Here is a 13,246-nt window from a genome sequence, read left to right as displayed (position 1 = left end):
GGACACCGTCTTCAGCCCACTTCCCGCCGCGGAATCCAGGCACGCCGTGTCGCGGCGGCGAAATGCACGTGCCTGGCCGGCTCGGCCGGTAGTATTGTCAGGTGCGCCCGAGCGGATTGCAGTCCGCCCGTGCCAGGAGAAGATGACGCCAGAGCCCGTCCCGGCACCCCCGGAGCCCGCTGGTTTGCGGCTGATAGCCGTAATAGCGTAATCTAGATCTTCGGTGCGTACGCCTTCGAAGGGTTTCCACCCGCAGGCGCGGATGCACAGTGCTTTCCAGGCCGTCATGTCGTGCCTGCGTATTCGAGCAAAAACTGTAATAAACGTCTAGAGAAGTGAGTTCCCAAGTGGTGTACGCGATTGTCCGCGCCGGCGGCCGCCAAGAAAAGGTTTCCGTTGGAGACCTCGTGACCCTTGACCGCGTCCCCGGCGAGGCCGGTAGCACCATCGAGCTGCCTGCTCTGCTCCTGGTCGACGGCGACAAGGTCACCTCTGCTGCCGATGCTTTGGCCAACGTCAAGGTCACCGCCGAGATTGTCGAAAATCTCCGCGGCCCGAAGATCGTTATCCAGAAGTACAAGAACAAGACCGGCTACAAGAAGCGCCAGGGCTACCGTTCTGCACTGACCAAGGTCAAGGTCACCGACATCGCGTAAGCGGTCGGCTGACTTTTAGTAAACGTTCCTTCAGAAACAAAGGTAGGCAAATCAGATGGCACATAAGAAGGGTGCGAGCTCCACTCGCAATGGTCGCGATTCCAACGCACAGCGCCTTGGCGTGAAGCGCTTCGGTGGCCAGGTAGTTTCCGCCGGCGAGATCATCGTCCGCCAGCGCGGCACGCACTTCCACCCCGGCGCCAACGTCGGCCGTGGCGGCGACGACACGCTGTTCGCCCTTGAGGCCGGTGCCGTTGAGTTCGGTACCCGCCGCGGACGCCGCGTCGTGAACATCGTCGCTGCCGCTGCGGAGTAATCCAAGCAGCTAACAGCTTTCCAGTGAGGCGGGCCGTCGGTCCGCCTCACTGGTGTTTTAACCAGACTAGAATCACTGGTGGGCCGTTTCGGTTCGCGCCCACCGGCACAGAGGAGATCGATCACGTGGCAACATTCGTTGACCGGGTAGTCCTGCATGTATCCGGCGGATCCGGTGGCCACGGTTGCGTCTCCGTCAAGCGCGAAAAGTTCAAGCCGCTGGGCGGGCCCGACGGCGGCAACGGCGGCAACGGCGGCGACGTGATCCTTCGCGTGGACCCCCAGACCACCACGCTGCTGGACTACCACCACGCCCCGCACCGGCACGCCACCAACGGCGGCCCGGGGATGGGGGACTGGCGCGGCGGCAAGAACGGCGCCACGCTGGTGCTGCCCGTCCCCGACGGCACCGTGGTCAAGACCAAGAACGGTGACGTTCTCGCCGACCTCGTGGGCGATGGCGCCGAGTTCGTCGCCGCCGCCGGCGGCCAGGGCGGGCTGGGCAACGCCGCGCTGGCATCGGCCAAGCGCAAGGCACCCGGATTCGCCTTGCTGGGCATTCCGGGCGACGAGCGGGACATCGTCCTGGAGCTGAAGTCCATCGCCGATGTGGCGCTGGTCGGCTTCCCGTCCGCGGGCAAATCGAGCCTGATCGCGGCCATGTCCGCCGCCCGCCCCAAGATCGCCGAGTACCCGTTCACCACGCTGGTGCCGAACCTGGGCGTGGTCCAGGCGGGCGATATCCGTTTCACCATTGCCGACGTGCCGGGCCTGATCGAGGGCGCCAGCGAAGGCAAGGGACTGGGCCACAACTTCCTGCGCCACGTGGAGCGCTGCGCCGCACTGGTGCATGTGCTGGACTGCGCGGCGCTGGAAGCCGACCGCAACCCCCTCTCCGACCTCGAGATCATCGAGCGGGAACTGGAACAGTACACCGTGGACATGAGCTACGCCGGCGCCGACGGGGACGTGGTCCCGCTGAACCAGCGGCCCAAGCTGGTGGTGCTGAACAAGGTGGACGTGCCCGACGGCCGCGACATGGCCGAATTCGTGCGCCCCGAACTGGAAAAGCGCGGCTACCAGGTGTTCGAAGTCTCCGCGGCCACCCACGAGGGGCTGCGCCAGCTCGGCTTTGCCATGGCCGGGATCGTCGCCGCCGCCCGCGCCGAAGCGAAGGCCGCCCCGCCGAAGGTGGCCCCCGCCGTCCTGCGCCCGCGCTCGGTGAACGAGCGGGGCTTCATCATCCGGCGCGAGGAAAAGAACCTGGAACCGCTGTTCCGGGTGCTCGGAGACAAGCCGGAACGCTGGGTCAAGCAAACCGACTTCAACAACGACGAAGCCGTCGGCTACCTCTCCGACCGGCTGGCCAAGCTGGGCGTCGAGGACCAGCTGTTCAAGTCCGGCGCCCGCCCGGGCGACACGGTGGTGATCGGCGAAGACGACGCCGTGGTCTTCGACTGGGAGCCCACCATGGCCGCCGGCGCCGAACTGCTGTCCTCCCCCCGCGGCACGGACCTGCGCCTGATGGAGTACATCCGGCCCACCCGCGAAGAGAAGCGCGAGCAGTACCAGGAGCGGAAGGAAGCCAGGGCCGCCACCCGCGCCGAGCTCGAGGCCGAACGCAAGTCCGGCATCTGGACCGCAGAGGAAGACAGTGACGACGACGATGCGCGCTGAGCCGGCCACGGCGGCCGACCGGACCCTGCTGGCCACGGCCGGACGCCTGGTGGTCAAGGTCGGCTCGTCGTCGTTGACCTCGGTGGCGGGAGGCATCTCCGAAGAGGCCCTGCTGTCCCTGGTGCAGGTGCTGGCCGCCCGCCGGAACGCCGGCAGCGAAGTCATCCTGGTGTCCTCGGGCGCCATCTCCGCCGGACTGGCCCCGCTGGGTCTGGCCCGCCGGCCGCGGGACCTGGCGACCCAGCAGGCCGCCGCCAGCGTGGGGCAGGGCCTGCTGATGGCCCGCTACACGCAGGCCTTCGGCGCCCGCGGCATTACCGTCAGCCAGGTGCTCCTGACCGCCGAGGACCTGATGCGGCGCCAGCACTACGCCAACGCCTACCGCGCGCTGCATCGGTTGCTCCACCTCGGCGTCGTGCCCGTGGTTAACGAGAACGACACCGTGGCCACCCATGAGATCCGCTTCGGCGACAACGACCGGCTGGCCGCCCTGGTGGCCCACCTGGTCAAGGCCGACGCGCTGGTGCTGCTCTCGGACGTGGACGCGCTCTACGACGGCCCGCCCAAGGACGGCGCGCGGCGGATCCCGCTGGTGGCCCGGCCCCAGGACCTGGACGGCGTGAACATCGGCCGCACCGGCGCCGCTGGCGTGGGCACCGGCGGCATGGTCACCAAGGTGGAGGCCGCCGGGATCGCCGCCGGCTCGGGCATCCCGGCCTTGGTCACCTCCACGCCGAACGCGGCGCGGGCCCTGGCCGGCGAGGACGTGGGCACGTGGTTCGCGGCCAGCGGCACCCGCCGGCCCCCGCGGCTGCTCTGGCTGGCACATCTGGCCTCCGTGCAGGGCAGGCTGGTGCTGGACGACGGCGCCGTGCAGGCCGTGCGCGAGAAGCACCGGTCGCTGCTGCCGGCCGGCGTCGTCTCGGTCAAGGGCGACTTCGAACCGGGGGATCCGGTGGAGCTGGCCGACGGCGACGGCCGCGTGGTCGCCCGCGGCCTCGTCAACTTCTCCTCCTATGAGCTCCCGCGCATGCTGGGCCGCTCCACCCGGGAGCTGGCCGCGTCGCTCGGCCGGCAGTACGAGCGCGAAGTCATCCACGTGGACGACCTCGTCCTGCTCTGAACCACCGCGCCGGTCCGGGGCGGCAGCGTAACGTGACCTCCGTCGTCGTGCTGTGCCGCACCCACGGGCTAAAATCGAGGGTATGACCCAGACAGCCTCTTCCCAGTCCCCGGCCGACGAGCTCGAAGACGGCCGGAAACCGGACGCCGCGGCCGCCGTCGCGGCGATCGCCGGACGGTCCCGGACCGCGGCGCGCCGCATGGCCCGCGCCAACCGGGCCTGGAAGGACAAGGCGCTGCAGGAGATCGCCGACTCGCTGATCGCCCGGCGCGACCTGGTGCTGCAGGCCAACCGCCAGGACCTGGACGAGGGCAAGTCGAACGGCACCAGCGCCGCACTGCTGGACCGGCTGACCCTGGACACCAAGCGCATCGACGGCCTGGCCGCTGCCCTGCAGAACCTGGCCGCGCTGCCGGACCCGGTGGGGACCGTCATGCGCGGGCAGACCTTGCCGAACGGGCTGCGGCTGCGCCAGGTCCACGTCCCCATGGGCGTGGTCGCCGCCATTTACGAGGCGCGCCCGAACGTCACCGTCGACATTGCCGGCCTGGCCCTCAAGAGCGGCAACGCCGTGATCCTGCGCGGCGGCAGCGCGGCGCGTCACACCAATGTGGCGCTGCTGGGCATCATCCGCGACGCGCTGGACCGGGTGGGCTTGCCCTCCGACGCGGTGCAGAGCGTGGACGACTACGGCCGCGACGGCGCCACCGCGCTGATGCAGGCGCGCGGCCTCGTGGACGTGCTGATTCCGCGCGGCGGCCGCGAGCTGATCCAGTCCGTGGTGAACAACGCGAAGGTGCCGGTGATCGAGACCGGTGAGGGCAACGTCCACATCTACCTGGACGAATCGGCCGGTACGGAGATGGCCGTGGACATCCTGCTCAACGCCAAGACCCAGCGGCCGTCGGTCTGCAACACCGTCGAGACCCTGCTGGTGCACCGCGACGCGGCCGCCTCGGCCGACGTGCTCGCGGCGCTGGCCGGTGCCGGCGTGCGGCTGCATGTGGACCAGCGGGTGGCCGGCATCCTGCCGTCCGGCGTCGAGGCCCAGACCGCGACCGACGAGGACTGGGGCCGCGAGTACATGGACCTGGACCTGGCGGTGGCGATGGTGGACTCCGTGGACGATGCGGTCAAGCACATCCGCACCTGGACGACCGGCCACACCGAGGCCATCATCACCAACGACCTGCGCAACGCCGAGAAGTTCATCGCCGAGATCGACTCCGCGGCAGTGATCGTCAACGCTTCCACCCGGTTCACCGACGGCGGGGAGCTGGGCCTGGGCGCGGAGGTGGGCATCTCCACGCAGAAGATGCACGCCCGCGGGCCGATGGGGCTGCGCGAACTCACCACCACCAAGTGGATCGTCCAGGGCGACGGACAGGTCCGCGACTAGGCATGTGCCGGCCGGCCCGCTCCGGCCGAATCACGGTTCCGCGCCCGGAACGCGTACCATAAGTAGGAAGCCATATCCCGTCCGCCTGCGCGCGGCCGGGCTGAAGAACCGCAAGGGAGAATCATGCTGTCTCAGGTCCTCGACGCCGCACTCGTGGCCAGCGAAGCCGCCCACGTCGAACTACCGGTCCCCGCCTGGGCGATCGGCGCCGGTTTCATGGCCGCCTTCCTGATCATGATGTTCGCGACCATCGCGTTCACCAGCGTCGGACAGCGCCACTCGGCGGTCGAGGAGCACGTTGACCCGCACCGCCAGCATCCGAACAAGCACGATCACGGCCAGGCCGCGCGCCGCTAGCCGTTCGTGTCCGCGCTGCCCGTCAAAGCCCCGCACGCCGGAGACCTGCACCTCACTTACCCGGGGCGCAAGCTCCGGCTGGGCGTCATGGGCGGAACGTTTGACCCGATCCACCACGGGCACCTCGTGGCGGCCAGCGAAGTGGCGTCGGTCTTCGGTCTGGACGAGGTGGTCTTCGTGCCCACCGGCCAGCCCTGGCAGAAGAGCGGACGCGAGGTCAGTCCGGCCGAGCACCGCTACCTGATGACGGTGATCGCCACCGCATCGAATCCGCAGTTCACGGTGAGCAGGGTGGACATTGAACGCCCGGGCCTGACCTACACCATCGACACGCTGCGGGACCTGCGCGCGAGGCGTCCCGACGCGGAACTGTTCTTCATCACCGGCGCGGACGCGCTGGCGCAGATCATGTCCTGGAAGGACATTGACGAGCTGTGGTCGTTGGCGCACTTCGTCGGAGTGACCCGGCCGGGCCACGAGCTGCACGATTTGGGCCGCAAGGATGTGAGCCTGTTGGAGGTTCCGGCGATGGCCATTTCCTCCACGGACTGCCGGGAGCGCGTGGCCGAGAACCAGCCGGTCTGGTACCTGGTGCCGGACGGCGTAGTACAGTACATAGCCAAGTATGGTCTCTACCGGCGCGCGCCGGACGGCGCCGTCGCCCTGAGCCAACTGCAACCAAGCCAATGAAATCAGTCGTTTACTTCTGGGTGATCAGCAAAGCATGAGCAATCAATCCCAGCCGCCGCCCAGCCGCCGGGACATCCGGCGGCAGCGCGACGGCGCCGGTACGGGTCCGGAGAACGCCTCCGGGGACGTCTCCCAGGCACCGGATGCCCAGGCAGCTGCCACGGCCGATGGCGGGGGAGAAGTTGCCCAGGCGCCGGCCGGCGACAGCCGGACGGAGTCCCGCGAACGCCAGGGCGAGCGGTCTTCGCAGACCCGCGCCCGCGAGCGTGAGGCCCGCCGTGCGCTCAAGACCCTGACCGAGGCGCTGCCCAAGATCCCGGCGCCCGAGCAGGAACAGATTCCCACCCGGCGCCAGCTGCGCCAACAGCAGTTGGAGCGCGAGAACCGCCTCCCCACGTCCGGCGCCCCGACCGGGGACCGGCCCGGGGACCGGCCCGGGAACCCCACCGTCGCCGCCGCCCCGGCGGGCAGCCCCGCGCGCACGTCGGGCGCTCCGGCCGGCGCGCGGGCACGGACATCTGGTGCCCCGGCCGGCGCGGCAGACGCGCGCGCCCGGACCTCGGACGCGCCGGCGGATGTCCCGTATGAGCCGCAGCGACCGCCGATCGAGGGCGGGCGACGGGCCCGGCGCAGCGGGGACACCGGCCGGCATCCGGTCCAGTCTCCTGCCTCCGCGCCGGACAAGCCGCTCTCGGAGGCCGCGCGCGAGGCCGTCGACGCCGGCGAGATGACCGTTGAGCAGGCGCTGGCCGCCCGCGATCTGCTGATGGGCCAGGCCAAGAACATGGTGGCCATGATGGAATCCCGGCAGGAGCAGGACCCGCATGACGTGGACCTGGAACTGCTGGCCCAGCAAAAGGCCCTCGCCGAGCGTGCCGCCGTCCTGAACCGCAGGGCCGCGGACAAGAAGCGGCTCAGCGACGAAAACGAACAGCGCCGGCACACGGCCATGGAGCGGCCGGCGGCGGACATTGCCTCCGCACCGATGGAATTCGTGGCCGTCCCGGGGACCGACCGGCACGTGCTCCGGCCGTCGTCGACATCCTACGTTCCGGTGGTGACGACACCCGCTCCAAACCAAGCACCGTCCGCTCCGGCGCAGGCCCCGCCCGGCCGGCAGCAGGTTCCCGCCCGCCGGAAGCCGGCACCCGAAACGGTCAAGCCGCAACCGCCGGCGGCGACCCAGGCTGTGCCGGCAGGATCAGGGAAGCCGGCGGGGCAGGACCGGAAACCCGTTCCGACGCCGGTGGACACGGCCGCGTCGGCACCGCCGCGATCGAAGATCCTGGCCCAGGCCGAAGCGCTGGCCGAAGGGCGCGGTGCCACCATCCATCCGCTCAAGGCCAGCAGCGCCTACGGGCTGGACCCCCTCGACGCCCGGACGGCAGGGCTCGACCGGGTCCGCCGGGTGAGGCTCGCAGTCGGTGGTGCGCTGGTGCTCGGCGCCGCTGCGTTCGCGGCGGGCATCGCCATGATGCTCGGTATTTTTGGCGGCTAAGGCCGCCGCTCAATCGCTGGTTCACATTCCAAGGAGACACATGACCGCACCCGAGAGCTCAATCGCCATCGCGCGCACTGCCGCGAAGGCAGCCAGCGACAAAATCGCCGAAGACATCGTCGCCATCGACGTCAGCGAACGGCTGGCGATCACCGACGTGTTCCTCATCGCCTCGGCACCCACCGAGCGGCAGGTCAACGCCATCGTCGACGGCATCGAAGAGGAGCTGCACAAGCAGGACCTGCGACCGGTCCGCCGCGAAGGCCGGTCCGAGGGGCGCTGGGTGCTGCTCGACTACGCAGGCGTGGTCATCCACGTCCAGCATCAGGAAGACCGTGTCTTCTATGCCCTGGAGCGTCTGTGGAAGGATTGCCCGTTCATCGACTTGCAGTTGGACGCGAAGGCCGCATCGACGGACACGGAGTAGCCGGGGCGGATGGGTGCTGCCGGCCGGAACCGATCCTCCGCCGGCCGCCCGGAACCATCCGCTGATTTGGAATCCGTGCGAGTCTCTGCATAGAATATTCAAGTTGCTTCGAAGGAAGCGGCGCGGAATCCGCGAGGATAACGGGGCTGTGGCGCAGCTGGTAGCGCACCTGCATGGCATGCAGGGGGTCAGGGGTTCGAGTCCCCTCAGCTCCACTCCGTGAAGCACCATCGGTGATATTCACGCAGCGGAATATATCGCCGGTTCGGCGAATCATTCCATTCCAGGGGCTGTGGCGCAGCTGGTAGCGCACCTGCATGGCATGCAGGGGGTCAGGGGTTCGAGTCCCCTCAGCTCCACCCATCAGCGAAGGTCCGGTGCAAACAAACTGTTTGCACCGGACCTTTTCGTATCCGCCAAGCGCCACAACTCCTTCAAACCCCCGGTACTTCAAGGCGAAAGCGCTGTGCTCCTACCTTTTCCTGCGGATCTTCGCACAGATTCAGCTGTGGGCGAACGCGCCGTTGCTCCGGTTGGGAAAGAAACAACCCGTGGCGGGGACCGGCGGCGCCTGCCCTGGCGAAGCCCTCAGGTGCGTCTGGTCGTGATGCTCATGTCGCGCAGGATCACCGACAGCTGGTCCATGAAGAGGCCGAGCTGGGCGTTCTGCCGGTCGTTGATCAGCAGCGCAAAGATGTTCCGTGCCAGCCGGATTTCCGGGACGTCCAGCACCACGATGCCGTCGGGCCCGTTGTGCATGGCGAGCTCCGGAACCAGCGCGGCGCCCAGACCCGCGGCGGCCATGGCGAGGCTGGCGTTGAAGTCGTCGCAGTAGGCGACCACCCGCGGGTGGAGGTTGCAGCTGGCGAAGAGGCGCTCGATCACGGTGGCGTCCGCCGTGCCGGGATGGTGCATGATCCAGGGCATCTCCGCCAACTGGGAGGCCGTCACCGAAGCCCCGGGCCGAATGCCCCATGATTCGGGCAGTACCACCCTGAAATTGTCGTCGCCGATCCATTGCCGGCTCACCGTGTTGGGCCAGGCCAGCCCGCCCTGGCCGACCTGGAACACCAGGGCGACGTCGAGTCCGCCGCCGGCCCGCAACCCCTGGATCGTCTGGCCCGGTTCGGCGACGGATACCTTGAGGTTGATCCCCAGGCCCGGCCATCCGGGGGCCTGCAGCAACCGGGGGAGTACGTAGGTGGCCAGGCTGGGAAAGATCCCGAGCCTGACCTCCTGCGTGCTGGTGTCCTGGCTGCGGGCGGTGGCAGCCAGCAGCGCATCGATGTCCGTGAGGACCTTGGCCGCGTGCCGGGACATCACCATCGCCGTTTCGGTCGGCTGCACGCTGCGCGCCGAGCGCTCGAACAGCTTGGCGCCCGTCTCGCGCTCCAGCGCGGACATCTGCTGCGAAACGGCCGAGGCCGTATAGCCCAGGTTGGCCGCGGCCGCGGCAAACGACCCGCGCCGGGTCACTTCGAGCAAGGTGCGCAGGTGCACCGTGTTGACCATCAGCCCTCCTGTGGCTCATTCACCCTTGCGCTAAGCCTACCTTGGGCTCTGCGAGAGCCGCGGGCCGCACTTGGAGGAATGCCGCGGGCCGCCACAGCGTTGTGTTAAGGGTGCCGCATTCACGCGAGGAGTGGTTCGAACCCCGGGACGCGCTGCACGGGCAGTCACGGGGTGAAAGCCCGCCCCACCACGGAGCATGGAACCGGCCGTATCGTCCGGCCGATTGTCCGAGGCGGCCGCTAAGGTCCCGAGTACGGGAGCGGCAGCAGAATAAACGACGGGAAGCCGGGGACCACAACATCTAGTGGTCCCGGAACTAGGGGCGACACGCCGACGAAACGGCGACACGAGACTTTCCGGAGTTGTGGGTAGCCCATCCACAGGCTGTGGATGGCGCCCTGGAAAGGCCGGAATATCAACTGTTTAACCCCCGAAAATATCCCCATGGGCTGTGGACGAAGGTGGGCACGGAATGACATACTTGTAATACATCATCTTGGGGTTCCGAACGGCCGAGTCCACTAGATGTAGTATTGGAACCGCTGGCGGACAGCGAGCGCGGGTTCTTCTCAGGGACAGCCGCACAGCCAGAAAACAGCAGAACGCCGTACCGAGAATTAGGGGAGAAGGACCATGACTGTAACGGTTTACACCAAGCCAGCATGCGTGCAGTGCAATGCCACGTACCGGGCTCTGGACAAGAAGGGCATCGCCTACCAGAGCGTTGACCTGTCCCAGGATCCGGAAGCGCTGGAGCGTGTCCGTTCCCTTGGTTACATGCAGGCGCCCGTCGTCGTCACCGAGCAGGACCACTGGTCCGGGTTCCGCCCGGACAAGATCGAGGAGCTGGCCCAGGCCGCTGCCTCGGTAGCCTGAGCGGATTCGTTCGGAACCAGAACCAAACGCCATGACCGAGCTGCTGATGAGTGAGGCCGCCAGGCGTGAGGCGGGTCCGGCAACCGGCGGGACCGCCGAGACGGACCTGATCTATTTCTCCTCCGCCTCCGGCTACACCGACCGCTTCATGCAAAAGCTGGGGCTGCCGGCGGCACGGATCCCGCTGCGCACCCAGCAGGAGACGCTGCACGCGCTCCGGCCGTTCGTCCTGGTACTGCCGACGTACGGCGGCGAATCCGGCCGGAACTCGATTCCGCCACAGGTCATCAAATTCCTCAACCGCGAGGAGAACCGGCGCCTGCTCCGTGGAGTGATCGGCTCCGGCAACACGAACTTCGGCACAACGTACTGCCTGGCGGCGGAGAAGATCGCCGCAAAGTGCCAGGTGCCCCTTCTCTATCGATTCGAACTCATGGGCACGTCCGAGGACGTCGACCGGGTCAAGCAAGGATTGGAACACTTTTGGAAACGACAGTTGCACCCGCAGCCGTAGCCGATGCCAAGGCAGAATTGCCGGCGGCATTTAAGGGACTGGGCTACCACGAACTCAATGCCATGCTCAACCTTTACGGTCCGGACGGGAAGATCCAGTTCGAGGCCGACCGCGAAGCTGCCCGCCAGTACTTCCTGCAGCACGTTAACAACAACACCGTGTTCTTCCATGACCTGGAAGAAAAACTCGACTACCTGATCAAGAACGACTACTACGAGCGCGAGACGCTCGACCAGTACACGATGAACTTTGTCCGGTCGCTCTACGACCGGGCCTACAAGAAAAAGTTCCGCTTCGAGACTTTCCTGGGCGCGTTCAAGTTCTACACGTCCTACACGCTCAAGACCTTCGACGGCAAGCGTTTCCTGGAGCGCTACGAAGACCGTGTCTGCATGGTGGCCCTTCACCTGGCCAGGGGCGACGAGGAACTGGCGAACCGCCTGGTGGACGAGATCATCGACGGCCGCTTCCAGCCGGCCACGCCCACGTTCCTGAACGCGGGCAAGAAACAGCGCGGCGAGCTGGTCTCCTGCTTCCTGCTGCGCATCGAAGACAACATGGAGTCGATCGCCCGCGGCATCAACTCCGCCCTGCAGCTGTCCAAGCGCGGCGGCGGCGTCGCGCTGTCGCTGACCAACATCCGCGAGCACGGCGCGCCGATCAAGCAGATCGAGAACCAGTCCTCCGGCGTCATCCCGGTCATGAAGCTGCTCGAAGACAGCTTCTCCTACGCCAACCAGCTCGGCGCCCGCCAGGGTGCCGGCGCGGTGTACCTGCATGCCCACCACCCGGACATCTACCGCTTCCTGGACACCAAGCGCGAGAACGCCGACGAAAAGATCCGGATCAAGACGCTCTCGCTGGGCGTTGTCGTCCCGGACATCACGTTCGAGCTGGCGAAGAAGAACGAGGACATGTACCTGTTCTCCCCGTACGACGTCGAACGCGTCTACGGGGTGCCGTTCTCGGATATCTCCGTCTCCGAGAAGTACTACGAGATGGTCGACGACAGCCGGATCAAGAAGACCAAGATCAGCGCCCGCGAGTTCTTCCAGACGCTGGCCGAGATCCAGTTCGAATCGGGCTACCCGTACATCATGTTCGAGGACACGGTGAACCGCGCCAACCCGATCCACGGCAAGATCATCATGTCCAACCTCTGCTCGGAGATCCTGCAGGTTTCCTCGCCGTCGCTGTACAACGAGGACCTCACCTACGCCGAAATCGGCAAGGACATTTCCTGCAACCTCGGCTCGATGAACATCGCCAAGACCATGGACTCGCCCGACTTCGGCACCTCCATCGAGACCGCCATCCGCGCGCTCACCGCGGTGTCGGACATGTCCTACATCAACTCGGTGCCCTCGATCGCCAAAGGCAACCTGCAGTCGCACGCCATCGGCCTGGGCCAGATGAACCTGCACGGCTACCTGGCCCGCGAGCGGGTCCATTACGGTTCCGAGGAAGGCCTGGACTTCACCAACATCTACTTTTACACGGTGCTGTTCCACGCGTTGCGTGCCTCGAACAAGCTCGCGATCGAACACCGCCAGACCTTCGGCGGGTTCGAGAAGTCCAAGTACGCCTCGGGCGAGTTCTTCGACAAGTACACCGAGCAGGAATGGGTGCCGCAGACCGACCGGGTCAAGGAGCTCTTCGCCCACGTGGAAATCCCCACCCAGGCCGACTGGCGGGAGCTGAAGGCCTCCGTCATGGAGCACGGGATCTACAACCAGAACCTGCAGGCCGTCCCGCCCACCGGTTCGATCTCCTACATCAACAACTCCACGTCCTCGATCCACCCGGTGGCCTCCAAGATCGAGATCCGCAAGGAAGGCAAGCTGGGCCGCGTGTACTACCCGGCCCCGTACCTGACCAACGACAACCTGGAGTACTACCAGGACGCCTACGAAATCGGCTACGAGAAGATCATCGACACCTACGCCGCGGCCACCCAGCACGTGGACCAGGGCCTGTCGCTGACGCTGTTCTTTAAGGACACCGCCACCACCCGCGATATCAACAAGGCGCAGATCTACGCCTGGCGCAAGGGCATCAAGACCATCTACTACATCCGGCTCCGCCAGCTCGCGCTGGAGGGGACCGAGGTAGAGGGCTGCGTCAGCTGCATGCTGTAGCAGACCCGGACAACTGAAAAGTACGACGGCGGGTGCCCGCCCGCCGTCGTACGGGCGCCGACGG

Annotated in this window: 13 protein-coding genes and 2 tRNA genes; 14 read left to right on the top strand and 1 reads right to left on the bottom strand. The window is 67.1% G+C overall.

Features of this window, described 5'->3' with window-relative positions; genetic code table 11:
• Positions 1 to 347: 347 nt before the first annotated feature.
• The 11 genes from rplU to AC5RVG_RS12700 all read left to right on the top strand — a co-directional run bounded on the left by rplU (position 348) and on the right by AC5RVG_RS12700 (position 8,501).
• Positions 348 to 656 (top strand): 50S ribosomal protein L21, encoded by a 309-nt coding sequence (gene rplU / locus AC5RVG_RS12750; RefSeq protein ID WP_493977453.1) that lies wholly within the window; start codon positions 348 to 350, stop codon positions 654 to 656.
• A gap of 55 nt (positions 657 to 711) precedes the next feature.
• The gene (gene rpmA, locus AC5RVG_RS12745) at positions 712 to 972 is read left to right on the top strand and encodes a 50S ribosomal protein L27 (protein ID WP_136785451.1); all 261 of its coding nucleotides are present in this window, start codon (positions 712 to 714) and stop codon (positions 970 to 972) included.
• A 125-nt stretch (positions 973 to 1,097) separates the two neighbouring features.
• Positions 1,098 to 2,648 (top strand): GTPase ObgE, encoded by a 1,551-nt coding sequence (gene obgE / locus AC5RVG_RS12740; RefSeq protein WP_494014093.1) that lies wholly within the window; start codon positions 1,098 to 1,100, stop codon positions 2,646 to 2,648.
• Positions 2,638 to 3,771, top strand: a complete 1,134-nt coding sequence (proB, locus tag AC5RVG_RS12735; RefSeq protein WP_494014138.1) for a glutamate 5-kinase — start codon at positions 2,638 to 2,640, stop codon at positions 3,769 to 3,771. Before obgE ends, proB begins: the two co-directional genes overlap by 11 nt.
• 82 nt (positions 3,772 to 3,853) lie before the next feature.
• Entirely contained in the window at positions 3,854 to 5,170 is a 1,317-nt protein-coding gene (locus AC5RVG_RS12730; protein WP_494014092.1) for a glutamate-5-semialdehyde dehydrogenase, read from the top strand.
• A 123-nt stretch (positions 5,171 to 5,293) separates the two neighbouring features.
• Positions 5,294 to 5,527 carry a hypothetical protein gene (locus tag AC5RVG_RS12725; protein WP_493999865.1) on the top strand — a complete coding sequence of 78 codons (234 nt, stop codon included), beginning with the start codon at positions 5,294 to 5,296 and terminating at the stop codon, positions 5,525 to 5,527.
• Positions 5,528 to 5,572: 45 nt separating this feature from the next.
• Complete coding sequence (nadD, locus tag AC5RVG_RS12720; RefSeq protein ID WP_494001261.1) at positions 5,573 to 6,217, top strand: nicotinate-nucleotide adenylyltransferase; 645 nt, start codon at positions 5,573 to 5,575, stop codon at positions 6,215 to 6,217.
• A gap of 34 nt (positions 6,218 to 6,251) precedes the next feature.
• Entirely contained in the window at positions 6,252 to 7,715 is a 1,464-nt protein-coding gene (locus tag AC5RVG_RS12715) for a hypothetical protein (protein ID WP_494014091.1), read from the top strand.
• Between the two features lie 40 nt (positions 7,716 to 7,755).
• Complete coding sequence (gene rsfS / locus AC5RVG_RS12710; protein WP_493999863.1) at positions 7,756 to 8,142, top strand: ribosome silencing factor; 387 nt, start codon at positions 7,756 to 7,758, stop codon at positions 8,140 to 8,142.
• 142 nt (positions 8,143 to 8,284) lie between these two features.
• A tRNA-Ala gene (locus AC5RVG_RS12705) sits at positions 8,285 to 8,357 on the top strand.
• A gap of 71 nt (positions 8,358 to 8,428) precedes the next feature.
• Positions 8,429 to 8,501 (top strand) — tRNA-Ala (locus tag AC5RVG_RS12700).
• Positions 8,502 to 8,730: 229 nt separating this feature from the next.
• On the opposite strand, the gene AC5RVG_RS12695 is transcribed toward AC5RVG_RS12700, so the two are convergent.
• Positions 8,731 to 9,654 (bottom strand): LysR family transcriptional regulator, encoded by a 924-nt coding sequence (locus tag AC5RVG_RS12695; protein ID WP_493999862.1) that lies wholly within the window; start codon positions 9,652 to 9,654, stop codon positions 8,731 to 8,733.
• Positions 9,655 to 10,287: 633 nt separating this feature from the next.
• Here AC5RVG_RS12695 and nrdH point away from each other — a divergent pair.
• The 3 genes from nrdH to nrdE are packed head-to-tail and all read left to right on the top strand — an operon-like array spanning position 10,288 to position 13,182.
• The gene (nrdH, locus tag AC5RVG_RS12690; protein WP_127513743.1) at positions 10,288 to 10,530 is read left to right on the top strand and encodes a glutaredoxin-like protein NrdH; all 243 of its coding nucleotides are present in this window, start codon (positions 10,288 to 10,290) and stop codon (positions 10,528 to 10,530) included.
• A gap of 31 nt (positions 10,531 to 10,561) precedes the next feature.
• Positions 10,562 to 11,044, top strand: coding sequence for a class Ib ribonucleoside-diphosphate reductase assembly flavoprotein NrdI (gene nrdI, locus AC5RVG_RS12685; RefSeq protein WP_494014090.1), 483 nt, complete (start codon positions 10,562 to 10,564; stop codon positions 11,042 to 11,044).
• 17 nt (positions 11,045 to 11,061) lie between these two features.
• Entirely contained in the window at positions 11,062 to 13,182 is a 2,121-nt protein-coding gene (nrdE, locus tag AC5RVG_RS12680; RefSeq protein ID WP_494014137.1) for a class 1b ribonucleoside-diphosphate reductase subunit alpha, read from the top strand.
• The last annotated feature ends 64 nt before the right edge of the window (positions 13,183 to 13,246 follow it).

Source organism: Arthrobacter senegalensis (genome assembly GCF_059091765.1).
The sequence above is the reverse complement of the archived record's forward strand: the minus strand, read 5'-3'. Positions and strand labels throughout refer to the sequence as shown.

Coding starts and splice junctions, on each gene's coding strand:
- proB (WP_494014138.1), top strand. CDS start 2,638: ATGCGCGCTGAGCCGGCCACGGCGGCCGACCGGACCCTGCTGGCCACG.
- nrdH (WP_127513743.1), top strand. CDS start 10,288: ATGACTGTAACGGTTTACACCAAGCCAGCATGCGTGCAGTGCAATGCC.
- rsfS (WP_493999863.1), top strand. CDS start 7,756: ATGACCGCACCCGAGAGCTCAATCGCCATCGCGCGCACTGCCGCGAAG.
- nrdI (WP_494014090.1), top strand. CDS start 10,562: ATGACCGAGCTGCTGATGAGTGAGGCCGCCAGGCGTGAGGCGGGTCCG.
- AC5RVG_RS12730 (WP_494014092.1), top strand. CDS start 3,854: ATGACCCAGACAGCCTCTTCCCAGTCCCCGGCCGACGAGCTCGAAGAC.
- rpmA (WP_136785451.1), top strand. CDS start 712: ATGGCACATAAGAAGGGTGCGAGCTCCACTCGCAATGGTCGCGATTCC.
- AC5RVG_RS12725 (WP_493999865.1), top strand. CDS start 5,294: ATGCTGTCTCAGGTCCTCGACGCCGCACTCGTGGCCAGCGAAGCCGCC.
- AC5RVG_RS12695 (WP_493999862.1), bottom strand. CDS start 9,654: ATGGTCAACACGGTGCACCTGCGCACCTTGCTCGAAGTGACCCGGCGC.
- AC5RVG_RS12715 (WP_494014091.1), top strand. CDS start 6,252: ATGAGCAATCAATCCCAGCCGCCGCCCAGCCGCCGGGACATCCGGCGG.